This window comes from Streptomyces sp. NPDC012825 (assembly GCF_042900925.1).
Classification (GTDB): Bacteria; Actinomycetota; Actinomycetes; order Streptomycetales; family Streptomycetaceae; genus Streptomyces.
On the sequence record NZ_JBIBBZ010000006.1, the window covers coordinates 315,515 to 341,914 of the forward strand.

The window sequence follows — 26,400 nt, forward strand, 5'->3', positions numbered from 1 at the left end:
GAAGGATCCGGGACGAGGGTAGCTTTTGAACTGACTGGTCAGTTCAAAATGGGGAGTGGGGGGTGAGTCCGTGGGCACGGAAGCCGAGGAACAGCCGCACGGCGCCGCCGTCGTCGCGGACGGCTTCGGACTGAGGGGACCGCGGGGCTGGGTCTTCCGGGAGGTGTCCTTCCGGGCGGAGCCGGGCGCGCTCGTGGCGATCGAGGGGCCGTCGGGCACGGGGCGCACCTGCCTGCTCCTCGCGCTCACCGGCCGGATGAAGGCCCAGGAGGGGCACGCCGAGGTCGGCGGCCTCCCGCTGCCCCGGAAGGCGGCCGCGGTGCGCCGGATCAGCGCGCTGGGCCAGGTCCCCGGCGTCAACGAGCTCGACCCCGCCCTCACGGTCGCCGAGCACCTGCGCGAGCGGGCGCTCCTCCAGCGCCGCTTCGACGGCTCCGTACGGGCGCTGCTGCGGCGCCCCGGCACGCGGGCGGCGGAGGCCCGGGCCCGGATCGAGGAGGCCGTGGCCGCCGCCGGGCTCGACCTCGACGCCCTGCCGAAGGGCGCGCGGACCTCCGTACGGGACCTGGAGCGGATCGAGGCGCTGCGGCTCTCGATCGCCCTCGCCCTGATCGGGCGCCCCCGGCTGCTCGCCGTGGACGACGCGGACCTGAAGCTCTCGGACGCCGCCCGGACCGAGGCCTGGGCGCTCCTGCGCTCCCTGACCGCGTCCGGGACGACCGTCCTCGCCGTCTGCAGCGATGCCCCGGAGGGCGCCCTGCGGATCACCGCGGTCGCCGGGGAGGCGCCGGAAGCGCCGGAGACGCCGGAGACGCGCGAAGCAACCGGAGCCCCCGAAGCAACCGGGGCCCCCGGAGCCGCCGAAGCCGGCCGTACCGACACGGGCGCCGCCGCGTCCACGACCGAGGAGGGGGCGGACGATGCGCTCGCCGAAACTGGCCGCTCTTGAGCTGAGGCGCTTCGGCAGGGGGAAGCTGCCGATCGCCGCGCTCGTCGCGGTCCTGCTGCTGCCCCTGCTGTACGGCGCCCTCTACCTGTGCTCGTTCTGGGACCCGTACAGCAGGCTCGACAAGATCCCCGTCGCCCTCGTCAACGAGGACCGGGGCGCCACCGCCGACGGCAGGAGGATCGACGCCGGCGACGACATCACGAAGGGGCTCCTGGAGAGCGACACCTTCGCGTGGCACCGGGTGAGCGACGAGGAGGCGCGCAGGGGCGTCGAGGACGGGACGTACTACCTGTCCCTGACCATGCCCGGCGACTTCAGCGCGCGCATCGCCTCCAGCTCCGGCGACTCCCCCGAGACCGGCGCCCTGCGGGTGCGGACGAACGACGCCAACAACTACATCGTCGGGCAGATCTCCCGGACGGTCTTCTCCGAGGTGCGCACCGCGGCCTCCACCAAGTCCTCGCGCACCTTCCTCGACAAGATCTTCATCTCCTTCTCCGACATCCACGACGCCACCGAGAAGGCCGCCGAGGGTGCGGCCGACCTCAAGCGGGGCGTGGACAGGGCCAAGAAGGGCTCCAAGAGCCTGGCGGACGGCCTCGGGGACGCCAAGGCCGGCAGCGGCGACCTGGCCGCGGGCCTGAAGAAGCTCGACAAGGGCGCCAAGGACCTGGAGAACGGTTCCCGCAAGGTCGCGGACGGCACGCAGAGGCTCGCCGACAAGGTGAACGGCACCGCCGACAAGGTCCGCCCCTACCTGGCGAACAACGGCAGGTCGATCCGCGACACCGCCCGGCTGGTCTCCGACTCGGCCACCGCCGTCCAGCACAACCTGGACCTCCTGGTGAAGCGGGGCCCGCAGCTCCGCACCGCCGCGCACAAGGCCGACGCCGACCTGACCGCCCTGCACCGCGAGGCGTGCGCGGAGGCCCCCGAGCCCGACGCCCGGGTCTGCGAGGTCCTCCGGCGGGCCGCGGTCACCGCAGGCGACGTGGCGGTCGTCGCGGACGACGTGCACGAGCTGACCAAGGACAGCGACGGCGACCTGAAGAAGCTGAACGCGCGCCTGGTCACGCTCAAGAAGCAGGCCGACGAGCTGGCCGCCCGCGCCCCGCACCTCGACGAGGACGTCGAGGACGCCATCCGGAAGATCAACGAGCTGAACGCGGGTGCCAGGAAGGTCGCGACGGGCGCAGACCGGCTGCACACCGGCATCACCGGGGCGAAGACCGGCTCGGTGAACCTCGACGCCGGCATCGACAGGCTCGAGAAGGGCGCCGGCGACCTGGACGGCGGCCTGTTCAAGCTGGCCGACGGCTCCGGCGAGCTGGCGGTCGGGCTGCGCGACGGGGTCGGGCGGATCCCGGACTACGACCAGCAGGCCCGCGACCGGCGTACGGAGGTCATGGCCGACCCGGTGCGGCTCGCCTCCCAGTCGCTCCACAAGGCGCCGAACTACGGCACCGGTTTCGCCCCGTACTTCATCCCGCTCTCCCTCTGGGTCGGCGCGATGGTCGCGTACATGATCATCCAGCCGATGAACCGGCGCGCGCTCGCCGTGGGCGGCTCCGCCTGGCGGATCGCCCTCGCGGGCTGGCTCCCGGTGGCGGCGATCGGGCTCCTCCAGGTCGCGGCCCTGATGTCGGTCCTGCACTGGGGCCTCGGCCTCCAGATGGCGCGGGCCGCCGGCACGGTCGGCTTCCTCGCCCTGGTCACCTGCTGCTTCACCGCGATCGTCCAGTGGCTCAACGCCCGCTTCGGCGCGGCGGGCCGGATCCTGGTGCTCGCCCTCCTGATGCTCCAGCTGACCTCGGCGGGCGGCACGTACCCCGTCCAGACCAGCCCGGCGTTCTTCAACGCGATCCACCCCTTCCTGCCCATGAGCTACGTGGTCGAGTCGCTGCGCCGGCTGATCACGGGCGGCGGTCTCGAACCCGTCTGGCAGTCCTGCGCGGTCCTGGCGGCGTTCACCCTGGGCGCCCTGGCCCTGACGGCCGTCTCGGCCCGCAGGCGGCAGGTCTGGACGCTGGACCGGCTCCACCCCGAACTGACCCTGTGAGACAGGGCCGGCACCACCCGTGACACCTGTGAGAATCGACCCCATGGACAGCAGCAGCACCAGACGCCAGGCCACGCGCGCGAAGCTCTACGAAGCGGCCGTCACGCTCATCGCGGAGCAGGGCTTCTCCGCGACGACGGTGGACGAGATCGCCGAGCGGGCCGGCGTGGCCAAGGGCACGGTCTACTACAACTTCAAGAGCAAGACCGAGCTCTTCGAGGAGCTGCTGCGCCACGGGGTGTCGCTGCTCACCGCCTCCCTGCGCGCGGCGGCCGAGGAGACCGCCGGGCGCGGCGGGAGCCGGGTCGACGCGCTGGACGCGATGATCCGGGCGGGCCTCGTCTTCATCGACCGCTACCCGGCCTTCACCCAGCTGTACGTGGCCGAGCTCTGGCGCACCAACCGGGCCTGGAACTCCACGCTCCTGGTGGTCCGCAAGGAGGCGGTCGCGGTGGTCGAGGGGGTGCTGCGCGAAGGGGTCGGGGCCGGGGAGCTGAGCGAGGAGATCGACGTCCAGCTGACGGCGGCGGCGCTCGTCGGCATGGTGCTCGTGGCGGCGCTCGACTGGCAGGCGTTCCAGAGCGAGCGTTCGCTCGACGACGTGCACGCGGCCCTCTCCCGGCTGCTGCACGGCCGGGTGGGCGGCTGTCAGGACCCCACCCCGCGCGCGTAGGCACGGAGAAAGCCGGTGCGGTGAGGCTCGATCCCCCCGAGCCCCGCCGCACCGGCTTCTTCCGCGTTCCCCCCGTGAACACCCCCGTGCCCCCGTGCCGGCCGGCGCGCGGCCCCGTTCCGCCGCCCCGTGCCGGCGGTTCCGGAGCCGCGCCCCTTCCGTGGGCTCCACTCTCTCCTCCGGGCGCCGCCGGGCCCATCCGCGCTCGTACTCATCCCGCCCCCTGGGTACGGGTACTCAGTCCTGGTTACGATCGCGGACGTGTCCGTACTCCCCCTGGTGTTCACCAGCGGCTGGGCGAGCGGGATCAACGCGTACGCGGTGGTCCTGCTGTTCGGCCTCTTCGGCGCGACCGGGCTGACCGACGAGGTGCCCGAGTCCCTCCAGCGCACCGACGTCCTCGTCGTCGCGGGCGTGCTGTTCCTGTGCGAGGCGGTGGCGGACAAGATCCCGTACGTCGACTCGGTGTGGGACGCCGTCCACACCGTGGTCCGGCCGGTCGCGGGAGCCGTCGTCGGCGCCCTGCTCGCCGGGCAGGACGGTTCGCTGCCGGAGCTGGCGGCGGGCGCGGTCGGCGGTTCGACGGCCCTCCTGAGCCACTTCGTCAAGGCGGGGACGAGGATGGCGGTCAACACCTCGCCGGAGCCGTTCACGAACGTCGGGGTGAGCCTGGCGGAGGACCTCGGGGTGGCGGCGGTCGTCACCCTCGCGCTCTTCCACCCGGTGGCGGCGGCGGTCGTCGCGGGCGTCCTGCTCCTGCTCGGCCTGGTCACAGTCGTCTTCCTCGCCCGGCGGATCCGCCGCTTCCTGCGCCGCAGGTCACAGCGCCGGGAGGAGAGGCGGCTCGCCGCCGGGGCCCGCACCCCTCCCCACCCCTGACCTCTTCACGGGGCGTCGGAGGGGCCGGATAGGCTCGCCGGCATGGCACGGATTGTGGTGATCGGCGCGGGACTGGGCGCCATGGCGGCGGCGGCCCGGCTGGCCGTGGCGGGCCACCGGGTGACGGTGTACGAGCAGGGGGCGACGTACGGCGGCGCGGTGGGCCGGTACGCGCGCGACGGCTTCGCCTTCGACACGGGCCCGGGGCTGCTGCACCTGCCCGCCGTGTACCGGGACCTGTTCGTGAAGACGGGCAGGGAGCCCCTGGAGGAGTGCGTCGCGCTGACGCAGGTCGACCCGGCGGCCCGTCACGTCTTCGCCGACGGCACGCGCGTGGAGCTGCCGAACGCCTCCCGGGCCGGCACGGTCGCCGCCCTGGACGCGGCGCTCGGCGCGGGTGCGGGCGAGCGCTGGGGCGATTTCCTGACCCGGGCCCGCGAGGCCTGGGACCGCACCCGCCGGCCGCTCCTGGAGGAGCCGCAGCCGGCCGACCCCGCGCCGCTGGCCCGCGAGCCGTACCCGGCCCCGAAGGCGGGCCTGCTGCGCCGCCCCACGAGGACGCTGGCGCGGGTGGGGGCGCGGGAGCTGCGCGATCCCCGGCTCGCCGCCCTGCTCGACGCGTACGCGTGGTCGTACGGCTTCGACCCGGCCGACGCCCCGGCCTCGGCCGCCGTCCTGCCGTACATGGAGCAGACCTTCGGCAGCTGGTACGTGGCCGGGGGGCTGCGGGCGCTGGCCGACGCGGTGTACGAGCGGTGCCGGAAGCGGCGGGTGGAGTTCGTCTTCGACGCGCCGGTGGTGGACGTCCTGGAGAAGGACGGCCGGGCGGTCGGCGTGCGGCTGGCCGGGGGCGAGGAGGTCGCGGCCGACCACGTGGTCTCCGGGGCCCCGGTGCCCGCGCTCCACCCCGGCGGTACGCAGCGCCACCAGGCCCTCGGCACCGGCCGGGTGACGGTCTGTCTGGCCCTGCGCGGCCCCCGGGGGGCGGACGCGGTCCACCGCACGGTCGTGCACGCGGAGGGCGGGCGGCCGACGGTGACCGTGCTGCGCCCGGACGACCCGGCGCTGCGGCCGGACGCGGACCACGAGGCGGTGACGGTCACCGCGACCGTCCGCACGGCTCCGGGACGGGAGTGGGAGGCGTTCGCCGACCGGATGGTCGAGGCCGCCGGACGAGCGGTGCCGGGCCTCCGGGAGCGGCTGCTGTGGCGGCACGTCCGCACCCCGGAGGACGTGCGCCGGGACACCGGCGCCGCCGAGGTGCCCGGGCCCGCGCTCGCCGGGGCGGACGGACGGCTGCTCCCGGCCGCCAACCGCTCGCCGCTGCCGGGCCTGTACTTCGCGGGCGGCTGGTCGCACCCCGGCGGCGGGCTCGCCCACGCGGGCATGTCGGGCGCGCTGGTGGCGGGACTGATCGTGGAGGGCGAGGACTTCCGCGGCTCGCGGTGAGGCGGCGCGCCCGCGGTGGGACCACGGGCGCCCCGGGACCTCAGTACCGGTAGTGCTGCTGGTCGTCCTGGTGGGACCCGGGTCCGTACGGCTCCGTGGCCTGCCGCGGGTCCGGCTCGGCGTCGCGCTGCTGCGGGACCCAGACCCCGCCGGGCGGGGTGTCGTAGGTGTACGAGGGGGCGTAGGGGTCGCCGTAGTACGAGCCGTACTGCTGGGCGTCCGTGCCGGGACCGATGTACGGGTCGGAGTAGGCGGCGTACTGCTGCTGCCCGACGGTCCCGTAGTCGTACCCCTGCGGGGCGACGGGCTGCTCGTACCCCGTCGCGCAGGAGGCGTGGGCCGCCGGCTCGTGGCCGCCGTCGGGGGCGGTGTCGCGCCCCGTGTCGTAGACCCCGTACCCGCCCGTGTCGTCGGGCATCGGCAGGGGCTCGTGGACCGGCATCCCCCCGGCCGCCGTCTCCGGGTGCTCCGCGGGGCCGTGGCCGGCGCCCGGCTCGTCGTACGAGAGTCCGGTGACCTCCAGGGTGGGTCCGGCCTGGGCCGGCGCGCCGGACCTGCGGCGGCGGCTCGCGCCCGGGTTGCCGCCGATCGCCCAGCCGGTGGAGAAGCCGCGGCGGAACGAGAGCGTCACACAGGTCTGGCCGACGGCGAAGGCGAGCGCGCCGGCGACGATCACCGGGACCGAGGGCAGCAGGACGCCCAGGACCACGAAGAGGAAGCCGCAGAAGGCGAGCACGCGCCAGCGCAGCCGCGCCTTGTACTGGAGGAGCACCTCCCCCAGCAGCCACAGCGCGACCACGCCGAACGCGATGTAGAGGACCGTCCACCCCATGCCCCGCCGCCCCTCTCCACGGTCACCGCCGCGGGTCGGGGCGGGTACGACCGGTCACGACTGCTGGTGCAGTCCGAGATTCTCGTAGATCTCGAGTGTCGCGGTGGAGCTGTTGAGCGTGATGAAGTGCAGTCCGGGGACGCCCTCGGACAGCAGACGCGCGCAGAACTCCGTCGCGAACTCGATACCGATGGAGCGTACAGCGGCGGGGTCGTCCTTGACGGCGAGGATGCGCTCTTTCACGCGCGCCGGGAAGGCGGCGTTGCTCAACTGGGGCAGCCGGTCGAGGGTCTTCACGTTCACGACGGGCATGACCTCGGGGATGATCGGGGTCTCGCAGCCCGTCTTCGCCACGCTGTCGCGCAGCCGCAGGTACGTCTCCGGGTCGAAGAACATCTGGGTGATGGCGTAGTCGGCGCCCGCGCGGCACTTGTCCACGAAGTGCCGGACGTCGGTGTCCCAGTCGGTGGACCGGGGGTGCATCTCGGGGAAGGCGGCGACGCCGACGCAGAAGTCGCCCGACTCCTTGATCAGCCGGACCAGGTCGGCGGCGTAGCGGACCCCCTCCGGGTGCTCGATCCACTCGCCCAGCGGGTCGCCCGGCGGGTCGCCCCGGAGGGCGAGCATGTTGCGGATGCCGGCGTCGGCGTACTGGCCGAGGATGTTGCGCAGCTCGGCGACGGACTGGCCGACGGCCGTGAGGTGCGCGACGGGGGTCAGCGTGCTGTCGGAGGCGATCTTCTGGGTGGCCTTGACGGTGCCGCCCCGGGTGGTGCCGCCGGCGCCGTAGGTCACGGAGACGAAGCTGGGGCCGACCGCCTCGACCCGCCGCATGGCCTTCCAGAGGCTCTGCTCACCCTTCTCGGTCCGGGGCGCGTAGAACTCGAAGGAGTACGACGTGCCGCCGGAGGCGAGGATGTCGCGGACCGTGCGGGCGCGGTCCGAGCGGACGGAAGCGGTACCAAGGGCCATACGGGCAGGTTAGACGGGGTACGGCGGACCGCGCGGGCCCTGTCCGATCGGTGGACACTTTTCGGACGGATTCCGGCCGGGCCGGGCCCGGGCGTGTCGCGGCCCGGTGCGTCCGGGTCCCGGTGCGTCCCGGTCTCGGGCGCGTCGTCGTCCCCGGCGCGTCCCGGTCCCCGGTGCGTCTCAGTCCCCGGCGCGCTCCCGGACGCGCTTGACGAGGGCGGCGGTCGCGGCGGCCGGGTCGTCGGCCTCGGTGATCGCCCGGACGACGACGATCCGGCGCGCGCCCGCGTCCAGGACCTCGTCGAGATTGGTCTCGTCGATGCCGCCGATGGCGAACCAGGGGCGGTCCTGGGCCAGGCCGGCCGCGTACCGCACGAGGTCGAGCCCCGGCGCGTACCGTCCGGGCTTGGTGGGGGTGGGCCAGCAGGGGCCGGCGCAGAAGTAGTCCACGCCCGGCTCGGCGGCGGCCGCGGCCACCTCGCCCTCGGCGTGGCAGGAACGCCCGACGAGGACCTCCTCGCCGAGGATCGCGCGGGCGGCGGGGACGGGCAGGTCGCCCTGGCCGAGGTGGAGGACGTCGGAGCCGACGGCGTGGGCGACGTCGGCCCGGTCGTTCACGGCGAGGAGCCGGCCGTGCCGGCGGGCGGCCTCGGCGAAGACGGCGAGGTGCTCCAGCTCCTCGGCGGCCTCCATGCCCTTGTCGCGGAGCTGGACGACGTCCACGCCGGAGGAGAGCACGGCGTCGAGGAAGGCGGGCAGGTCGCCCTGGCGCTTCCGGGCGTCGGTGCACAGGTAGAGCCGGGCGTCGGCGAGCCGCTCGCGAGGCGTGGGCATGGGTGGGTCCCCCCGTCGGTGTCGCGGGTGCCGTGGCGGCCGGTCACCGGGGACCGGCCGTCACGACACCCGCTGGTGGTGTCTTCGGCGCGCGCCGGACGACGTGCGTCGGGTGACGCGTGTCGGGCGGTGCGCGTCAAGCAGGGCGCGTCAGACGGCGAGCGCCTGGGCGCGGCGCTTCACCTCCGTGCCGCGGTTCTCGCCGAGCGCCTGCGCGGGCGTGCCCGGCAGGCTCTCGTCCGGAGTGAAGAGCCACTCCAGCATCTCCTCGTCGGTGAAGCCGTCGTCCCGCAGCAGGGTCAGGGTCCCGGTGAGGCCCTTGACGACCTTGTCGCCCTGGATGAAGGCGGCGGGCACCTGGAGTGCGTTGTTCTCTCCGCGGCGCACGGCGATGAGCTGGCCCTCCTTGACCAGCTGCCGCACGCGCGTCACCTCGACATCGAGCATCTCCGCGATGTCGGGCAGGTAGAGCCAGGCGGGGACGAGAGCATCGATCTTTGCGTCAATCTCGGTCACGTGACAAGCCTGCCATCCCGGACCGACAGCCGGTAGTCGGGCCTACCGGACTGCCGCCTTCAGGGGTACGGAGGGGTCGGCGGCGCGGACCGGGTCGACCGGGGTCGCGGCCTCGATCAGCTTCCGGCCCTGGGCCAGGTCGCGGGGGCGGCCGACGGCGAGGAGGGCCACCGGCGCCCCGGCGCGCAGCCAGAGCACCGACCAGGCCTCGTCCGCCGGGTCGCCGCGCCACAGCAGCTCGTCCGCGCCCGCGTGGTGCCCCGCGTACTGGACGAAGCGCCCGAACTGCTCGGACCAGAAGTACGGCACGGGGTCGTACGGGCCGGTGTCGGCGCCCGTGATCGCGGCGGCGACCGCGCGCGGGCCCTGGAGGGCGTTGTCCCAGTGGTGGACGAGGAGGCGCTCGCCGTAGCGGGTGGAGGGGAAGGAGGCGCAGTCCCCGACCGCGTACACGTCGGGCAGGGAGGTGCGCAGCCGGTCGTCGGCGGTGACGGCGCCGCCCGGGTCGAGGGCGATGCCGGACCCGGCGAGCCAGCCGGTGGCCGGGCGGGCGCCGATGCCGACGACGACGGCCTCGGCGGGCAGTTCGCGGCCGTCGGCGAGGCGGACCCGGCCGGGTTCGACGGTGTCCACGCGCGCGTGGGTGAGGAGTTCGGCGCCGTTCGCCCCGTACCAGTCGGCCATGGGGGCGGCGACCTCGGCGGGCAGGGTGCCGGCCAGCGGGAGGTCGGCGGCCTCCACGACGGTGACGGCGCAGCCGGCGCCGAGCGCGGCGGTGGTGAACTCGGCGCCGATCCAGCCGGCGCCGACGACCACGACGGTGTGGCGGCGCTCCAGGACGGGTCCGAGGCGCACGGCGTCGTCGAGGGTGCGCAGCAGGTGGACGCCGGGGACGCCCTCGGAGCCGGGCAGGGTGACCGGCTGTGCGCCGGTGGCGATCACCAGGACGTCGTACGGGACGGGTCCGGCCTCGGTGTCGACCTCGTGGTCGGCGGCGCGCAGCCCGGTGACGTCCACGCCGAGCCGGAGTTCGACGCCGAGGTCCTCGAAGTCGACCTCGAAGGCGGAGTCCTCGGCCTTCCCGAGGAGGACCGCCTTGGAGAGCGGGGGCCGGTCGTAGGGCTGGTGGGGTTCGGCCCCGACGAGGGTCACGGGGCCGGTGAAGCCCTGCTCGCGCAGGGCGACGGCGGTCTGGACGCCCGCCATTCCGGCGCCGACGACCACGACGCGCCGCTGGGTCTGCTTCTGCTCGCTCACGCGGCCACCTTACGTACCTGACGGGCCGTCAGGGAGAACGGGGAGTCCGGCCCCCTCGTGACGGGCGCGCGGCGGAAGCTAGTCTGGCGGGCGTAAAGCACTCGCGGGAGCCCGGACGCACCGGGCTGAGAGGGAGGCTGACCGGCCTCCGACCGTACGAACCTGATCCGGGTCATGCCGGCGAAGGGAGGGGCTGGACGCCCATGCGTTCTTCCGACGCACAGAGATCTTCCGATGTCCGGAAGGCCTTCGACGTCCTCGTGGTCGGGGGCGGGATCATCGGCCTGGTCACGGCCTGGCGGGCCGCGCTGCGCGGGCTGCGCACCGCCGTCGTCGATCCCGAACCGGGCGGCGGGGCCGCGCGGGTCGCGGCCGGGATGCTCGCCGCCGTGACCGAGCTGCACTACGGCGAGGAGACCCTGCTCGGGCTCAACCTCGCCTCCGCCGCCCGCTATCCGGCCTTCGTCGCCGAGCTGGAGGAGGCGACCGGGCTCGACGTCGGCTACCGCGCCTGCGGCACCCTCGCCGTCGCCCTCGACGCCGACGACCGGGCCCACCTGCGCGAGCTGCACGCCCTGCAGACCCGCTGCGGGCTCGCCTCCGAGTGGCTGAGCGGCCGCGAGTGCCGCCGTCTGGAGCCGATGCTGGCACCGGGCGTGCGCGGCGGCCTCCGGGTCGACGGCGACCACCAGGTGGACCCGCGCCGGCTCGCCGCCGCGCTCGTCACCGCCTGCGAGCGGGCCGGGGTGGTCTTCCACCGGACACGCGCGGAGCGGCTCACGGTGACGGGCGACCGGGCGCGCGGCGCGGTCCTCGCCGGGGGCGAGGAGCTGACGGCGGGGCAGACCGTCCTCGCGGCGGGCAGCCTGAGCGGACGGCTCGCGGGGGTGCCCGACGAGGTGCTCCCGCCGGTGCGCCCGGTGAAGGGCCAGGTCCTGCGCCTGCGGGTGCCGCCCGCGTACGCCCCCTTCCTCTCCCGGACCGTCCGGGCCGTCGTGCGCGGCAGCCACGTCTACCTGGTGCCCCGCGAGAACGGCGAGCTGGTCGTCGGCGCCACCAGCGAGGAGCTCGGCTGGGACACCACGGTGACGGCGGGCGGGGTGTACGAGCTGCTGCGCGACGCCCACGAGCTGGTGCCCGGGATCACCGAGCTGCCGCTCACCGAGACCCTGGCCGGGCTGCGCCCCGGTTCGCCGGACAACGCCCCCCTGCTCGGCCCCACCGCCCTGCCCGGCCTGCTGCTCGCCACCGGCCACTACCGCAACGGGGTGCTGCTCACCCCCGTCACCGGCGACGCCCTGGCCGAGGCGCTCACCACGGGCGCCCTGCCCGAGGAGGCGCGCCCCTTCACCCCCCGCCGTTTCTCCCCCGCCCCTCCCGTACGTCAGGAGCAGCCCGCATGAGCGTGAACCCGTCCGCGAACGACGCGCCCGCGACCGTGTCCGTGTCCGTGTCCGTCAACGGGGAGGCGCGCGTCCTCTCCGGTCCCGTCTCCCTCGACGCCCTCGTCGCGACCCTGACCGCCGCCCCCTCCGGGGTGGCCGCCGCCGTCAACGAGACGGTGGTCCCGCGCGGCGAGTGGGCGGCGACGCTCCTCGGCGACGGGGACCGGGTGGAGGTCCTCACCGCGGTGCAGGGGGGCTGAGCGCGATGTCCGACGACGTGTTCGTCCTGGGCGGTGCGGAGTTCTCCTCCCGCCTGATCATGGGGACCGGCGGGGCGCCCAGCCTCGACGCCCTGGAGCGCTCCCTGGTCGCCAGCGGCACGGAGCTGACCACGGTCGCCATGCGGCGTCTCGACCCGACCGTCCAGGGGTCGGTCCTCTCCGTCCTGGACCGGCTCGGCATCCGGGTCCTGCCCAACACGGCGGGCTGCTTCACGGCCGGCGAGGCGGTCCTGACCGCCCGGCTCGCCCGGGAGGCGCTCGGCACCGACTGGATCAAGCTGGAGGTCGTCGCCGACGAGCGGACCCTGCTGCCGGACGGGGAGGAGCTCCTGAACGCGGCGGAGACCCTGGTCGACGACGGCTTCACCGTCCTGCCGTACACCAACGACGACCCGGTCCTCGCCCGGAAGCTGGAGGACGCGGGGTGCGCGGCGATCATGCCGCTCGGCTCCCCCATCGGCTCCGGGCTCGGCATCCGCAACCCGCACAACTTCCAGCTCATCGCGGAGCGTGCGGGAGTGCCGGTGATCCTGGACGCGGGAGCCGGCACGGCGTCGGACGCGGCGCTCGCGATGGAGCTGGGGTGCGCGGCGGTGATGCTGGCGTCGGCCGTCACCCGGGCGCAGGAACCGGTCCTGATGGCCTCGGCGATGCGGCACGCGGTCGAGGCGGGCCGGCTCGCCCACCGGGCCGGCCGGATCCCGCGCCGCCACTTCGCGGAGGCGTCCTCGCCGGTGGAGGGCCGGGCCCGCCTGGACCCGGAGCGCCCCGCCTTCTGAGGCCGGGGCCGTCCGGCGCGCCCGTCACGGGTGTGCCGCGGTACGGGACGGGCGCGCCGGACGCGTGTGCGCGGCTCGTAGACTCGTCGCCGTGGACACGACCCTTCAGGACCCCCTCGTCGGGCGGCTGCTCGACGGCCGCTACCGCGTCGACGCGCGCATCGCCGTCGGCGGGATGGCCACGGTCTACCGGGCCGTCGACACCCGCCTCGACCGCGTCCTCGCGCTCAAGGTGATGCACCCGCAGCTGGCGGCCGACGCCGCCTTCGTCGAGCGGTTCATCCGCGAGGCGAAGTCGGTCGCCCGGCTCGCGCACCCCAACGTCGTCGGCGTCTTCGACCAGGGCGCCGAGGGGCCGTACGTCTACCTGGCGATGGAGTACGTGCCCGGCTGCACCCTCCGCGACGTGCTGCGCGAGCGGGGCGCCCTGGCGCCCCGGGCCGCGCTCGACATCCTGGAGCCGGTGCTCGCCGCGCTCGGCGCCGCGCACCGGGCCGGGTTCGTGCACCGGGACATGAAGCCGGAGAACGTCCTGATAGGGGACGACGGCCGGGTGAAGGTCGCGGACTTCGGGCTCGTACGGGCGGTGGGCTCGGCGACCGCCACCACCGGCTCGGTCCTCGGCACGGTCTCGTACCTGGCGCCGGAGCAGATCGAGCACGGCACCGCCGACACCCGCGCCGACGTGTACGCCTGCGGCGTCGTCCTGTACGAGATGCTGACCGGCGCCAAGCCGCACGCGGGCGACACGCCCGCCCAGGTGCTCTACCGGCACCTGAACACGGACGTGCCCGCGCCCTCGGCCGCCGTGCCGGGGCTGGCCCCGGAGCTCGACGGCCTGGTCGCGGCCGCCGCGGCCCGCGCCCCCGAGGCGCGTCCGCACGACGCCGCCGCCCTGCTCGGCCTGGTCCTGGCGGCCCGCGCCGCGCTCTCCGAGGAGCAGCTGGACGCGGCGCCGCCGCAGGCGCGGTCCGGCGCCCGGGACACCGCCGAGGACCGGACGAGCGTGATCGCCCGTGCCGTGCCGGCCGAGGAACGCACCAGTGTGATCGACCTCCCGCCGTCGGCGGAGGCCGGCGCCGGGGAGGTGCGGCACACCGGCCGGATGCCGGCGCCCGAGCCGCCCGCGGCCCCCGCCGCCCGCCGGCCGGCCCCGCGCGGCCCGCTGCTCGTGGTCGCCGCCGTCCTGCTCGTCCTCGGTCTGGGCGGCGGGGTCTGGTACATCAACTCCGGCCAGTTCACCCGCGTCCCGGCCGTCCTCGGCCAGAGCGAGGCCGCCGCCACGCAGCGGATCACCGACGCCGGCCTGGACGTCGGCACGACGAGGCGCGCCTTCAGCGACGTGTACGAGCGCGGCACCGTCATGGCCGTCGACCCGCCTCCCGGCGAGCGTCTGCGCGGCAACGACACGGTCGCCCTCACCCTCTCCCGGGGTCCCGAGGTCGTGAAGGTGCCGCACCTCAGGAACAAGCCGCTCGCCGAGGCCCGCGAGGCCCTGGCGGAGGAGGGCCTGGCCGCGGGGGTGGTCACCCGCGAGTTCAGCGACTCCGTCGCCAGGGGGGCCGTGATCGGCTCCGATCCCGAGCCCGGCACCGAGCGCGCCCCCGACTCGGCGATCGCCCTGGTCGTCAGCAAGGGCTCCCCGGTCGACGTGCCCGACGTGACCGGCGAGACCGTCGCCGACGCCACGGCGGCGCTCCAGGAGGCGGGGCTCACCGTCCGGGTCGCCCCGGAGCGGGTCAACTCCCCCGAGGACGCCGGCTCGGTCGCCGCCCAGTCCCTCCCGGAGGGCAGCCGCGCCGCCGAGGGCGACACCGTCACCCTCACCGTCTCCGAGGGTCCCGAGCTGATCGAGGTCCCCGACGTGACCGGCGAGAAGACCGAGGACGCGCGCGCGGCCCTGGAGGACGCGGGCTTCGAGGTGAAGCTGAAGAAGTCGTTCCCGTACCTCGGCGACACGGTCGCGGGCCAGTCCGTGGAAGGCGGCTCCACCGCCCCCGAGGGCTCCACGGTCACCCTCACGATCAAGGGACTGTAGACACCCATGCGCAACCCCGTCGGCGGCCACGTCCCCGTGGCCGGCGGTCTCGCCACGGTCGGTCTGGGCTACGCCCGCGAGCTGGGCGCCGAGGCCGTGCAGGTCTTCGTCGCCAACCCGCGCGGCTGGGCCACCCCGGCCGGCAACCCGGCCCAGGACGAGCGGTTCCGGACCGAGTGCGCGGAGGCGTCGCTCTCGGTCTGGGTCCACGCCCCGTACCTGATCAACTTCGGCTCGCACACCGAGGCCACCGCGGAGCGGTCGGTGGAGTCGCTGCGGCACTCGCTGCGCCGGGGCCGGGAGATCGGCGCGAAGGGCGTGGTGGTGCACACCGGCTCGGCGACCGGCGGCCGGCCGCGCGCGGTGGCGCTCGCCCAGGTGCGGGAGCGGCTGCTGCCGCTGCTCGACGAGCTGACGCACCCGGACGACCCGGACCTGCTCCTGGAGTCGACGGCCGGGCAGGGCTCCTCGCTCTGCTCGCGGACCTGGGACTTCGGCCCGTACTTCGACGTCCTCGACCGCCATCCCAAGCTGGGCGTCTGTCTGGACACGTGTCACGTGTTCGCCGCCGGACACGACCTGACGGGCCCGTCGGGGGCGGCGCAGACCCTCGACCTGCTCGTGGAGACCGTCGGGGCGGGGCGGCTGAGGCTGATCCACGCCAACGACTCCAAGGACGTGGTGGGCGCCCACAAGGACCGGCACGCGAACATCGGCGCCGGCCACATCGGCGAGGACGCCTTCCGGGAGCTGCTGCGCCATCCGGCGACGGAGGGCGTGCCGCTGGTCATCGAGACGCCCGGCGGCAAGGAGGGGCACCGGGCGGACGTGGAGCTCCTGAAGAAACTGCGCCCCTGAGAAATACCCCTGAGGGGTATAGGGTTCCCGTAACGACAGGAACCTTCACCCGACGCCGGGGGTCCTCATGCGACACGAAGCGCACGCCCACCACGGGCACGAGCACGGACACGACAACGACCACGGGCACGACAACAACCACGGACCCGGACCCGACCACGGCCACGGCCACGGGGAGCACGCCGCGCCCGGCGGGGCCACCTGGGCCATGGCCGCCAAGGCCACGCTGCACTGCCTCACCGGCTGCGCCATCGGCGAGGTGCTCGGCATGGTGATCGGCACCGCGCTCGGCTGGGGGAACGTGCCGACGATGGTCCTCGCCATCGTCCTGGCCTTCTTCTTCGGCTACGCGCTCACCCTGCGCGGCATCCTGGCCGCCGGCGTCGGCTTCCGGGCGGCCTTCAAGGTCGCCCTCGCCGCCGACACCCTCTCCATCGCGGTCATGGAGATCGTCGACAACGGCGTCATCGCCCTCTGGCCCGGCGCCATGGACGCGCACCTGTCCGAGCCGCTCTTCTGGATCGTCCTGGCCCTCGCGCTCGCCGTCGCCTTCGTGATCACCACGCCGGTCAACAAGTGGCTGATCGGCCGCGGCAAGGGCCACGCGGTGGTCCACGCGTACCACCACTGAGGCCGGGGGCCCCGGGTCAGAGCTCGGGGCCGTCCCCCGGCTCCTCCTGGTACGAGTAGCGCTGCTCCCGCCAGGGGTCGCCGAGGTTGTGGTAGCCCCGCTCCTCCCAGAAGCCCCGCCGGTCGGCGGCCATGTACTCCACGCCCCGGACCCACTTCGGGCCCTTCCAGGCGTACAGGTGGGGGACGACGAGCCGCAACGGGAAGCCGTGCTCGGCGGTGAGCAGCTCCCCGTCCTTGTGGGTGGCGAAGATCGTGCGGTCCGAGGCGAAGTCGGCGAGCCGCATGTTGGCGCTGTAGCCGTACTCGGCCCAGACCATCACATGGGTGACCTGGGGCGCGGGCGGGGCGAGCTCCAGGATCGTCCGGGCGGGAACGCCGCCCCATTCGGCCCCGAGCATGCTGAACTTCGTGACGCAGTGCAGATCGGCCACCACCGTGGAGAACGGCAGGGCCGAGAACTCCTCGTGGTTCCAGCACCGCTTGTCGCCGTCGGCCGTCGCCCCGAAGACGCGGAACTCCCAGCGGTCCGGCTTGAACTTGGGGACGGGACCGTAGTGGGTGACCGGCCAGCCGCGCTGGATCCGCTGCCCCGGCGGGAGATCCGCCGAAAGGTCCGGCGAACGATCCGGCCGGCCCTCTTCCCGGTGTACTCCGCTCTCCGGCTGACCCATGTCATCCATGGTGACAGACCGCAAGGGGTGGTCATGACCAGGCGACCACTCCGACGACACCATTGGGGCAACTCCCACTAAGCCTGTACTTACTGGACGCCCCCCATTCGGAGTGCGAGGATGCGGCCATCCTGCCCAGTTATGGCGTGGACACACCGTGTGCAAGTGGAAGGAGCCTGTGCGATGCAGGGCGACCCCGAGGTCCTCGAGTTCCTGAACGAGCAGCTGACCGGCGAACTCACCGCCATCAACCAGTACTGGCTGCACTACCGCATCCAGGACAACAAGGGGTGGACGAAGCTCGCCAAGTACACCCGTGAAGAGTCCATCGACGAGATGAAGCACGCGGACAAGCTGACCGAGCGCATCCTGATGCTCGACGGCCTGCCCAACTACCAGCGGCTCTTCCACGTGCGCGTCGGCCAGACCGTCACCGAGATGTTCCAGGCGGACCGCCAGGTCGAGGTGGAGGCGATCGACCGCCTCAGGCGCGGCATCGAGGTCATGCGCGCCAAGGGGGACATCACGTCCGCCAACCTCTTCGAGGAGATCCTCGCGGACGAGGAGCACCACATCGACTACCTGGACACGCAGCTGGAGCTGATCGAGTCGCTGGGCGAGGCGCTCTACATCTCGACGCTCATCGAGCAGCCGAGCTGAGTCCCCGGCGGGGTCAGGCGGCTTCCCCGAGGGTGGCGACGGGAGCGACGGCGGTCTCGGCCGCCAGGGCGGGGACGCCCCGGTCCACCAGCTCGCGCCGGGGGCAGTTGCCGCGCCCGAGAATGGCCTGAATGCGACGGACGCAGGACCCGCAGTCCGTGCCGGCCTTGCAGGCGGAGGCGATCTGGCGGGGCGTGTGGGCGCCCGCGTCCGCGTGCTCCTTGACCTGCTTCTCCGTGACACCGAAGCATGAGCAGACGTACACGCGGTTCACCTCCCGCCGAGATCGATTAGGCTAACCTAACCTTACCCGGCGGCCCGGGGCCGGAAAAGCCCCCGCCAAGACGATGGGGCGCGGATCACAAGGATCCGCGCCCCGTCGTCGTAGGAAGGCACTTACTGATCGCGGTACATCTCCGCCACCAGGAACGCCAGGTCGAGCGACTGGCTGCGGTTCAGGCGGGGGTCGCAGGCCGTCTCGTAGCGCTGGTGCAGGTCGTCGACGAAGATCTCGTGGCCGCCGCCCACGCACTCGGTGACGTCGTCACCGGTGAGCTCGACGTGGATGCCGCCGGGGTGGGTGCCCAGCGCCTTGTGGACCTCGAAGAAGCCCTTGACCTCGTCCAGGACGTCGTCGAAGCGGCGGGTCTTGTGGCCGGAGGCGGCCTCGAAGGTGTTGCCGTGCATCGGGTCGGTGACCCAGGCGACGACCGCGCCGGAGGCGGTGACCTTCTCGACCAGCTCGGGGAGCTTGTCGCGGACCTTGTCGGCGCCCATGCGGACGATGAAGGTCAGCCGGCCCGGCTCGCGCTCCGGGTCGAGGCGGTCGATGTAGGTGAGCGCCTCGTCGACCGAGGTGGTCGGGCCCAGCTTGATGCCGATCGGGTTCGCGATCCGCGAGGCGAACTCGATGTGGGCGTGGTCGAGCTGGCGGGTGCGCTCGCCGATCCAGACCATGTGGCCGGAGGTGTCGTACAGCCTGCCGGTGCGCGAGTCCGTACGGGTCAGGGCGCCCTCGTAGTCGAGCAGCAGCGCCTCGTGGGAGGCGTAGAACTCGACGGCCTTGAACTCGGCCGGGTCGGTGCCGCAGGCCTTCATGAAGTTCAGGGCGTTGTCGATCTCGCGGGCGAGCGCCTCGTAGCGCTGGCCCGAGGGGGACGACTTGACGAAGTCCTGGTTCCAGGCGTGCACCTGGCGCAGGTCGGCGTAGCCACCGGTGGTGAAGGCGCGCACCAGGTTGAGCGTGGAGGCGGAGGCGTTGTACATCCGCTTCAGGCGCTCGGGGTCCGGGACGCGGGCGGCCTCGGTGAAGTCGAAGCCGTTGACGGAGTCGCCGCGGTACGTCGGCAGGGTCACGCCGTCGCGGGTCTCGGTCCCCTTCGAGCGGGGCTTGGAGTACTGCCCGGCGATACGGCCGACCTTCACCACGGGCACGGAGGCCGCGTAGGTGAGGACGGCGCTCATCTGGAGCAGCGTCTTGAGCTTGGCCCTGATGTGGTCGGCGGACACGGCGTCGAAGGCCTCGGCGCAGTCGCCGCCCTGGAGCAGGAACGCCTCGCCACGGGCGACGGCTCCCATCCGGGCGCGCAGCTGGTCGCACTCGCCGGCGAAGACGAGCGGAGGATACGACTCGAGGTCCGCGATCACGTCGCGCAGAGCCTCGGCATCGGGGTACTCGGGCTGCTGCGCCGCGGGCAGGTCTCGCCAGGTCGCCTCGGCGACGGCGTGGGAATCAGCGTTCACGGTCACACGGACAACACTACGGGGTTCTTCGTCCGGTCCTGCCCTACCGACCAGTGGCTGAGACGACTGCCCGGAATGTCGGTCGACGATCTTCGTGGCACCGGATGGTGTTACCCTCGGGCCCGTTTCTCGACAACACAGTTCTTGACCGCACAGTTCTCGACAGCTCGGTCGAACACAGGTGAACACAGGGGTGGGCGTGAGCCAGACACACCGCAGGGACCGCAAGAAGAAACGTCTCCTTTACGGGACGGCGGCGGCGGTCGTCGCCACGGCCGCGATCGGCACCCTCGCGGTCGCCTCTCCGAACCTCCTGGGAGCGGCGGGGGACGACAAGCCGGGCCGGGAGGCCACCCTCCAGGAGCAGTTCGCGAACGCGGCACGGGAGTTCGACGTGCCGCAGAGCGTGCTGATGGCGGTTTCGTACCAGCAGACCCGCTGGGAGTCGCACGACGGCGAGCCGAGCACGACCGGCGCGTACAACGTGATGGGGCTCACGAAGGTGGAGCCCGAGGACGTCGCGCAGAAGGTCACCGACGAGCAGATCGACCACTTCAACGGCTCCGGCCGGCCGGAGATCGAGGAGAAGTTCGACCGCGAGCAGGTCCGGCGCATCCTGGAGAAGGCGCTCGTCGACACCGACGACCCGCGCCTGCACACCCTGGACAAGGCCGCCGAGCTGATCGACAGCTCCGCCGAGACCGTCCAGAACGACGCCGGCGCCTCCGTCCGGGCCGGTGCCGCGCTGCTCGCCGACTACCAGAAGCAGGCGGGCGCCGAGCTGTCCGAGGAGCCGGGCGACTGGTACCCGGCCGTGGCGCGCTACAGCCAGTCGCCGGAGAAGAAGGGCGCCGACCTCTTCGCGAAGCGCGTCTTCGAGTCGATCAAGGAGGGCGAGCGGGCGGTCACCCTCGACGGCGAGCAGGTCGCCCTGCCGGCCGACCCTTCGGTGGAGCCGGTCAAGCCGGCGAACGTACCGCTGGCGGCGAGCTTCGCGAGCACGGCGGCGGTCCCGACCCCCGAGTGCCCGTCGGGCCTGAACTGCAACTTCGTACCGGTCCGGACGGACCCCGGCGGCGCGCGCAACTACACGCCGGCCGACCGCCCGAACCAGGGCGTGGACATCCGCCAGATCGTCATCCACGACACCGAGGGCCCCTACCAGGGCTCGCTCGACGCCCTGACCAACCCGAAGGGCGGCGGCAGCGCGCACTACCTGATCCGGGCCCAGGACGGCCTGGTCACCCAGATGCTGGAGAACAAGCACCTGGCGTGGCACGCGGGCAACTGGACCCACAACATGCACGCCATCGGCGTGGAGCACGAGGGCTTCGCCATCAAGGAGGGGAGCTGGTACACCGAGCCGCAGTACCGCTCCTCCGCGGAGCTGGTGAAGTTCCTGGCGAACGAGTACGGCGTGCCGATCGACCGCGAGCACATCATCGGCCACGACGAGGTGGCGCTCCAGACGGACAACCGCCTCGCCAGCCTCCACTGGGACGCGGGCCCGTACTGGGACTGGAACTACTACATGTCCCTCCTGGGCGCCCCGCAGGGCGACAAGGGCGCGGGCGGTCTGCTCCGGGCCGGCCAGGTGGTCCGCGTCGTGCCGCCGTTCACCACGGCGAACCAGCCGAAGCTGACCACGGGCGGCACGGACGTCCCGGCCCGCCCGGCCAACTTCGGCTACCTCTACACCTCGCCCTCGACGACCGCGACGACGCTGAAGGACCCGTACTTCAGCTCCCTCCCGACCGAGGGGTCGAACTACGGCAACAAGGTCCGCGCCGGCGGTCTCTACGTCGTCGCCGAGGCGCAGAACGACTGGACGGCGATCTGGTACGCCGGCCAGAAGGCCTGGTTCTTCAACCCGGGCGGCCAGTACACCGTCCCGGTCTCCGGCGCCACGACCGTGAAGGTCGGGTCGGGCCGCTCCTCGATCAAGGTCTTCGGCCGCTCCTTCCCCGAGACCGCCGCCTACACGGCAGCGAACCTCGAGGCGCCGGGCGACGAGAACGACCCCCTGTCGAAGTTCTCGTTCGCCGCCGGCCAGGCCTACGTCAAGGCCGGTCCGGCCGTGGCGGGCGACGACTGGTTCGGCTCGGCCCAGAAGAACGTCGTCGGCTCCACGAAGTTCGTGCCGATCCGCTTCCACCACAAGGTCGTCTGGGTGAAGCAGAGCGAGATCACGGAGGCGCCCGCCGCCGCCCCCGTCGCCACGAACGACCGCTACAACGTCATCGCCCGCGACGCCTCCGGCGTCCTCTGGCAGTACCAGGGCACCGGCTCCGGCTCCGCGCCGTTCCTGGCCAAGTACCGGATCGGGTCCGGCTGGGGGATCTACAACGCCGTCACCCCGATGACGGCCCTGCGGGCCGACGGCACCGGGGACGTGGTCGCCCGGGACAAGGACGGCGTGCTCTGGTACTACCAGGGCAGCGGCAACCCCTCCGTGCCGTTCAAGACGCGGCTCAAGGTCGGCGGCGGCTGGAACGTCTACAACAAGCTGCTCGGCGCGCGGGACATGAACGCCGACGGCAGGCCGGATCTGATCGCCCGCGACGCGTCGGGCGTGCTGTGGCTCTACACGAACACGGGCGCCACCCCGAACCCCTTCGCGACCCGCGTCAGGGTCGGTGGCGGCTGGGGCATCTACAACGAGCTCATCAGCACCGGCGACATGACCGGTGACGGCAAGCCGGACCTGATCGCCCGCGACACGGCCGGCGTCCTGTGGCTGTACAAGAACACGGGCGGGTCGCCGAACCCGTACGCCACCCGCGCCAAGGTCGGCGGCGGCTGGGGCGTCTACAACGTCATGGTCGGTCCGAGCGACCTGGACAGGGACGGCAGGCCGGACCTGATCGCCCGCGACACGGCCGGCGTCCTGTGGTTCTACAAGAACACGAACGGCTACCCGAACCCGTACGCCGCGCGCGTGCAGGTCGGTCCCGGCTGGCAGACCTACGACCTGATCGTCTGATCGAAGGCGTGACGGCCCCGGGGCCCGTTCCACACCGTCCGCGGTGTGGGACGGGCCCCGTTCCCGTGTGCGGCTGGGTTACAGTGCTCGCATGTACGCGCCCCTGAACCAGAACTGGTGGTGGCCCGCTCTTCCGGCGGCCCACTGACCACGCGTACACCGACACGCGCGAAGGCCGCCCGAGGGGCGGCCTTTCCCGTATCCGGGGCCGTTCCTCTCCGCACACCAACGGAAGGAACGACGGACCCCATGGACCTCTCCCGTCTGCTCGACGACTCCTGCCCTCCCTTCGCCCTGCTGCGCAGGCGCACCCCGGGCCGCGACCACGACACCGTCGAGGTGCTGATCGGCCGGGTCCACGAGGCCGAGCGCCTCGCGGAGCTGCCCGTCGGTCCGCTGCCGACGCTCGCGCTCGTGCCCTTCCGGCAGATCCGGGAGCGCGGCTTCGACGTGCGCGACGACGGCACCCCGCTCTCCGTGCTCGTCGCCGACGAGGCCCACGAGCTGCCGCTCGCCGACGTCCTGGAGCGGCTCCCCGCGCACGACGTGCGGGTCGAGGGCGGCGGGTTCGACGTCTCCGACGAGGAGTACGCGGAGACCGTGCGGCGGGTGATCGACGAGGAGATCGGCTCCGGCGAGGGCGCGAACTTCGTGATCCGGCGCACCTACACCGGGGAGATCCCGGGCTTCGGGCGCGCCGACGCGCTCGCCCTGTTCCGGCGGCTGCTCGCGGGCGAGCGGGGCGCGTACTGGACCTTCGTCGTGCACACCGGGGAGCGGACGCTGGTCGGGGCCAGTCCCGAGGTGCACGTGCGGATGTCGGGCGGGACGGTCGTGATGAACCCGATCAGCGGCACGTACCGCTACCCGGCCGGCGCCGCCCCCACCCCGGAGGGCCTGCTCGCCTTCCTCGGCGACCGCAAGGAGACCGAGGAGCTGTCCATGGTGGTGGACGAGGAGCTGAAGATGATGTGCACGGTGGGCGACCGGGGCGGGGTGGTGATCGGCCCGCGCCTGAAGGAGATGGCGCACCTCGCCCACACCGAGTACGAGCTGCGCGGCCGGTCGTCACTCGACGTGCGGGAGGTGCTGCGGGAGACGATGTTCGCGGCGACCGTGACCGGGTCGCCGGTGCAGAACGCCTGCCGGGTGATCGAGCGCCACGAGACCGGGGGCCGCGGCTACTACGCGGGGGCCCTCGCCCTGCTCGGCACGGACGGGACCGGCGCCCAGACGCTGGACTCCCCCATCCTGATCCGTACGGCCGACATCGCCGCCGACGGGCGGCTGCGGGTGCCGGTGGGCGCGACCCTCGTGCGGCACTCGGACCCTGCGGGCGAGGTCGCCGAGACCCACGCCAAGGCGGCCGGGGTCCTCACCGCGCTCGGGGTGCGGGAGGGCCGGCCGGCGACGGGGGACCCCGCCGGCCCGCGGCTGGCCGACGACCCGCGGGTGCGGGCCGCGCTCGACGCGCGCCGGGCGGACCTGGCGCCGTTCTGGCTGAAGATGCAGGTCCGGTCCGCCGAACTGTCCGGGCACGCCCTGGTGGTGGACGCCGAGGACACCTTCACGGCGATGCTGGCGCACGTCCTGCGCTCCTCGGGCCTGGAGGTGTCGGTGCTGCGGTACGACGAGCCGGGGCTGCGGGAGCTGGCGCTCGCGCACGAGGGGCCGGTCGTCCTGGGCCCCGGGCCCGGCGACCCCTCGGACGCGGCCGACCCGAAGATGCGGTTCCTGCGCGCTCTGACGGCCGACCTGGTCCGGGACCACCGGCACGGCCTGCTGGGGGTGTGCCTCGGGCACGAGCTGATCGCCGCCGAGCTGGGCCTGGAGATCGTCCGCAAGCGGGTGCCGTTCCAGGGCGCCCAGGTGCGGATCGACCTCTTCGGGCAGGAGCGGACGGTCGGCTTCTACAACAGCTTCACCGCCCGCTGCGACGACCGGGCGGCCGAGGAGCTGGCGCTGCACCGGATCGAGGTCAGCCGCGATCCGGGGACCGGCGAGGTGCACGCCCTGCGCGGGCCCGGCTTCGCCGGGGTGCAGTTCCACCCCGAGTCGGTCCTGACGACGGAGGGCGCGGCCCTGACGGCCTCGCTCCTCGCGGGCGTGCTGGTCTGAGGGCCCGGGGGTCCCCGGGGTCCGGCCGCCGGGTCATCCGACCCTGGGGACCAGGACGTTCTCGCTGCGCCGGCCCGCGACGTGGTCGAGGACGTTGCGGAGGGTGGCCTCCACGATCTGGCCGACGGCGTCCGCCGTGTAGTACGCCTGGTGGGAGGTGACCACCACGTTCGGGAAGGTGACCAGGCGGGCCAGGGTGTCGTCCTCGACGGCCTCCAGGGACTTGTCGAGGAAGAAGAGCCCGGCCTCCGCCTCGTACACGTCCAGGCCCACGCCCGTGAAACGGCCGGCGCGCAGCTCGGCGACCAGGGCGTCGGTGTCGACGAGGCCGCCGCGGCTGGAGTTCACCAGGATGGCGTCGTCCTTCATCGCCTTGAGGGCGGTGGCGTCGACGACGTGCCGGGTGGCGGGGAGCAGCGGCACGTGGAGGCTGACGAGGTCCGACTCCGCGAAGAGCCGCTCCTTCTCGACGTACCGCATGCCGAGGTCGACGCAGGCCGGGTTCTCGGCGACGTCCCAGCCGAGGAGCTTCATCCCGAAGCCGTGGGCGATCCGGGTGAAGGCCTCCCCGATCTTGCCGGTGCCGAGGACGCCGACGGTGCGCCCCCGCAGGTCGCGGCCCATCAGCCCGTCGAGGCGGAAGTCGAAGTCGCGGGTGCGGTTGGAGGCCCGGACGATCCGGCGGTTGACGGCCATGGCGAGGGTCCAGGCGAACTCCGCGACCGAGTACGGCGAGTAGTACGACACCCGGGCGACGGTGAGGCCGAGGCGCTCGGCGACCTCCAGGTCGATGTTGTTGAAGCCCGTGGAGCGCTGGGCGATCATCTGGGTGCCGCCGGCGGCGAGGGTCTGCAGGACGCGGTGGTCCAGGACGGCGTTGACGCTGGTGGAGATGATCTCGTGGCCGGCCGCGATGCGGGCGGTGTCCTCGGTCAGGAAGACGTCCAGGCAGTGGACGTCGTGGTACCCCTCGAAGGCCCGCTCGATGAGGGGCCTCTCGTCCGCCTGCACGCCGAATGCCAGGATTTCCACGGTTTCCCCTCGTCGTCCGCTCTCCGCGACCCTCGCGGTGACGGGCCGTATACGCACACACATGTCCTGTTGTGCGCGAATATACGGCCCTCGCGGTCGCCGCGCCGGGTCCCGGGGGCCGGGTCTCCGTGGTTCCTACGCCTCGTCGAGGCCGCGCTCGATGGCGTACCGGACGAGCTCGACCCGGTTGTGCAGCTGGAGCTTGCCGAGGGTGTTCTGGACGTGGTTCTGCACCGTGCGGTGCGAGATGACCAGGCGTTCGGCGATCTGCTTGTAGCTGAGGCCCTTGGCGACGAGCCGCAGGACCTCGGTCTCGCGCTCGGTAAGGCGGGGGGCGTTCGGCTCGTCGGTGCCGGGGACCGGGGCGGGCTCGGAGGCGAGCCGGCGGTACTCGCCGAGGACCAGGCCGGCCAGGCCGGGGGTGAAGACGGGGTCGCCGGCGGCCGTGCGCCGCACCGCGTCGATCAGCTCCTCCGTACTGGCGGACTTGAGGAGGTAGCCGGTGGCGCCGGACTTGACCGCCTCCAGGACGTCGGCGTGCTCGCCGCTCGCCGAGAGGACGAGGACCCTGAGGTCCGGCCGGGCCCCGACGAGCTCCTTGCAGACCTGGACGCCGGGCTTGACCGGCAGGTTCAGGTCCAGGACGAGGACGTCGGGGGCGGCGGCCGCCGCGCGCCGCACGGCCTGCTCGCCGTCGCCGGCGGTGGCGACCACCTCGAAGCCCGCCCCGTCCAGGTCGCGGGCGACCGCGTCCCGCCACATCGGGTGGTCGTCGACGACCATCACTCTGATCCGCTGC

General features: G+C 73.3%; 25 protein-coding genes and 1 riboswitch. Of the genes, 15 read left to right on the forward strand and 10 right to left on the reverse strand.

All coding sequences use genetic code 11. From position 1 onward, the window contains the following. Positions 1-70: 70 nt before the first annotated feature. The 5 genes from ACFY7E_RS16970 to ACFY7E_RS16990 all read left to right on the forward strand — a co-directional run bounded on the left by ACFY7E_RS16970 (position 71) and on the right by ACFY7E_RS16990 (position 6,009). Positions 71-949, forward strand: a complete 879-nt coding sequence (locus tag ACFY7E_RS16970; protein WP_389485502.1) for an ATP-binding cassette domain-containing protein — start codon at positions 71-73, stop codon at positions 947-949. Continuing rightward, positions 921-3,008, forward strand: a complete 2,088-nt coding sequence (locus ACFY7E_RS16975; RefSeq protein WP_389485504.1) for a YhgE/Pip family protein — start codon at positions 921-923, stop codon at positions 3,006-3,008. The genes ACFY7E_RS16970 and ACFY7E_RS16975 overlap by 29 nt, the downstream gene beginning before the upstream one ends. A gap of 43 nt (positions 3,009-3,051) precedes the next feature. Beyond that, entirely contained in the window at positions 3,052-3,681 is a 630-nt protein-coding gene (locus ACFY7E_RS16980) for a TetR/AcrR family transcriptional regulator (protein ID WP_389485506.1), read from the forward strand. A 261-nt stretch (positions 3,682-3,942) separates the two neighbouring features. Then, positions 3,943-4,560 (forward strand): DUF4126 domain-containing protein, encoded by a 618-nt coding sequence (locus ACFY7E_RS16985; RefSeq protein ID WP_389485508.1) that lies wholly within the window; start codon positions 3,943-3,945, stop codon positions 4,558-4,560. 42 nt (positions 4,561-4,602) lie between these two features. Next, positions 4,603-6,009 (forward strand): phytoene desaturase family protein, encoded by a 1,407-nt coding sequence (locus ACFY7E_RS16990; RefSeq protein WP_389485510.1) that lies wholly within the window; start codon positions 4,603-4,605, stop codon positions 6,007-6,009. Positions 6,010-6,049: 40 nt separating this feature from the next. Here the strand turns inward: ACFY7E_RS16990 and ACFY7E_RS16995 are convergent, their stop codons facing one another. The 5 genes from ACFY7E_RS16995 to ACFY7E_RS17015 form a co-directional block, all read right to left on the reverse strand. Next, entirely contained in the window at positions 6,050-6,841 is a 792-nt protein-coding gene (locus ACFY7E_RS16995) for a hypothetical protein (protein WP_389485512.1), read from the reverse strand. A gap of 54 nt (positions 6,842-6,895) precedes the next feature. Further along, entirely contained in the window at positions 6,896-7,813 is a 918-nt protein-coding gene (gene metF, locus ACFY7E_RS17000) for a methylenetetrahydrofolate reductase [NAD(P)H] (protein WP_383442853.1), read from the reverse strand. Positions 7,814-7,993: 180 nt separating this feature from the next. Beyond that, positions 7,994-8,647, reverse strand: coding sequence for a thiamine phosphate synthase (gene thiE, locus ACFY7E_RS17005; protein WP_389485515.1), 654 nt, complete (start codon positions 8,645-8,647; stop codon positions 7,994-7,996). Positions 8,648-8,797: 150 nt separating this feature from the next. Beyond that, on the reverse strand, positions 8,798-9,163 hold the full coding sequence (locus tag ACFY7E_RS17010; RefSeq protein WP_053640476.1) for an Rv2175c family DNA-binding protein: 366 nt from the start codon (positions 9,161-9,163) through the stop codon (positions 8,798-8,800). A gap of 42 nt (positions 9,164-9,205) precedes the next feature. Beyond that, positions 9,206-10,369, reverse strand: coding sequence for an NAD(P)/FAD-dependent oxidoreductase (locus ACFY7E_RS17015; protein ID WP_389485644.1), 1,164 nt, complete (start codon positions 10,367-10,369; stop codon positions 9,206-9,208). A 144-nt stretch (positions 10,370-10,513) separates the two neighbouring features. Then, positions 10,514-10,626, forward strand: a riboswitch (TPP riboswitch). On the opposite strand from ACFY7E_RS17015, the gene thiO reads away from it, so the two are divergent. The 6 genes from thiO to ACFY7E_RS17045 all read left to right on the forward strand — a co-directional run bounded on the left by thiO (position 10,624) and on the right by ACFY7E_RS17045 (position 16,392). Next, positions 10,624-11,823, forward strand: coding sequence for a glycine oxidase ThiO (gene thiO, locus ACFY7E_RS17020; RefSeq protein ID WP_383442009.1), 1,200 nt, complete (start codon positions 10,624-10,626; stop codon positions 11,821-11,823). It overlaps the preceding riboswitch by 3 nt. Beyond that, positions 11,820-12,065, forward strand: coding sequence for a sulfur carrier protein ThiS (gene thiS / locus ACFY7E_RS17025; RefSeq protein ID WP_389485519.1), 246 nt, complete (start codon positions 11,820-11,822; stop codon positions 12,063-12,065). The genes thiO and thiS overlap by 4 nt, the downstream gene beginning before the upstream one ends. A 5-nt stretch (positions 12,066-12,070) precedes the next feature. Then, positions 12,071-12,865 carry a thiazole synthase gene (locus tag ACFY7E_RS17030; protein ID WP_389485522.1) on the forward strand — a complete coding sequence of 265 codons (795 nt, stop codon included), beginning with the start codon at positions 12,071-12,073 and terminating at the stop codon, positions 12,863-12,865. Between the two features lie 91 nt (positions 12,866-12,956). Further along, positions 12,957-14,903: a Stk1 family PASTA domain-containing Ser/Thr kinase gene (pknB, locus tag ACFY7E_RS17035; protein ID WP_389485524.1), complete on the forward strand. Its 1,947-nt coding sequence runs from the start codon at positions 12,957-12,959 to the stop codon at positions 14,901-14,903. A gap of 6 nt (positions 14,904-14,909) precedes the next feature. Next, complete coding sequence (locus ACFY7E_RS17040) at positions 14,910-15,761, forward strand: deoxyribonuclease IV (RefSeq protein WP_389485527.1); 852 nt, start codon at positions 14,910-14,912, stop codon at positions 15,759-15,761. Between the two features lie 67 nt (positions 15,762-15,828). After that, a complete protein-coding gene (locus ACFY7E_RS17045; RefSeq protein WP_389485530.1) occupies positions 15,829-16,392 on the forward strand; it encodes a DUF4396 domain-containing protein in 564 nt (187 codons plus the stop codon). A 16-nt stretch (positions 16,393-16,408) separates the two neighbouring features. Here the strand turns inward: ACFY7E_RS17045 and ACFY7E_RS17050 are convergent, their stop codons facing one another. Further along, positions 16,409-17,065, reverse strand: a complete 657-nt coding sequence (locus ACFY7E_RS17050) for a sulfite oxidase-like oxidoreductase (protein WP_389485533.1) — start codon at positions 17,063-17,065, stop codon at positions 16,409-16,411. A 183-nt stretch (positions 17,066-17,248) separates the two neighbouring features. Between ACFY7E_RS17050 and bfr the strand changes: the two genes are divergently transcribed. Then, complete coding sequence (gene bfr, locus ACFY7E_RS17055) at positions 17,249-17,725, forward strand: bacterioferritin (protein ID WP_030205614.1); 477 nt, start codon at positions 17,249-17,251, stop codon at positions 17,723-17,725. Positions 17,726-17,738: 13 nt separating this feature from the next. Here bfr and ACFY7E_RS17060 read toward each other — a convergent pair whose 3' ends face one another. Together ACFY7E_RS17060 and ACFY7E_RS17065 are read right to left on the reverse strand one after the other, a co-directional pair. Continuing rightward, on the reverse strand, positions 17,739-17,999 hold the full coding sequence (locus ACFY7E_RS17060) for a bacterioferritin-associated ferredoxin (protein ID WP_389485536.1): 261 nt from the start codon (positions 17,997-17,999) through the stop codon (positions 17,739-17,741). 122 nt (positions 18,000-18,121) lie between these two features. Beyond that, positions 18,122-19,474: a class II 3-deoxy-7-phosphoheptulonate synthase gene (locus ACFY7E_RS17065; RefSeq protein ID WP_389485538.1), complete on the reverse strand. Its 1,353-nt coding sequence runs from the start codon at positions 19,472-19,474 to the stop codon at positions 18,122-18,124. Between the two features lie 193 nt (positions 19,475-19,667). On the opposite strand from ACFY7E_RS17065, the gene ACFY7E_RS17070 reads away from it, so the two are divergent. From ACFY7E_RS17070 to ACFY7E_RS17080, 3 genes are all read left to right on the forward strand, one after another. Continuing rightward, positions 19,668-22,451 carry an N-acetylmuramoyl-L-alanine amidase gene (locus ACFY7E_RS17070; RefSeq protein ID WP_389485541.1) on the forward strand — a complete coding sequence of 928 codons (2,784 nt, stop codon included), beginning with the start codon at positions 19,668-19,670 and terminating at the stop codon, positions 22,449-22,451. 91 nt (positions 22,452-22,542) lie between these two features. Beyond that, positions 22,543-22,599 (forward strand): trp operon leader peptide, encoded by a 57-nt coding sequence (locus ACFY7E_RS17075; RefSeq protein ID WP_383442038.1) that lies wholly within the window; start codon positions 22,543-22,545, stop codon positions 22,597-22,599. A gap of 101 nt (positions 22,600-22,700) precedes the next feature. Further along, positions 22,701-24,569, forward strand: a complete 1,869-nt coding sequence (locus tag ACFY7E_RS17080) for an anthranilate synthase family protein (RefSeq protein WP_389485543.1) — start codon at positions 22,701-22,703, stop codon at positions 24,567-24,569. A 33-nt stretch (positions 24,570-24,602) separates the two neighbouring features. Here the strand turns inward: ACFY7E_RS17080 and ACFY7E_RS17085 are convergent, their stop codons facing one another. Further along, entirely contained in the window at positions 24,603-25,601 is a 999-nt protein-coding gene (locus ACFY7E_RS17085; protein ID WP_389485545.1) for a 2-hydroxyacid dehydrogenase, read from the reverse strand. A gap of 135 nt (positions 25,602-25,736) precedes the next feature. Next, the gene (locus ACFY7E_RS17090; RefSeq protein WP_383442040.1) at positions 25,737-26,384 is read right to left on the reverse strand and encodes a response regulator; all 648 of its coding nucleotides are present in this window, start codon (positions 26,382-26,384) and stop codon (positions 25,737-25,739) included. Positions 26,385-26,400 lie beyond the last annotated feature (16 nt).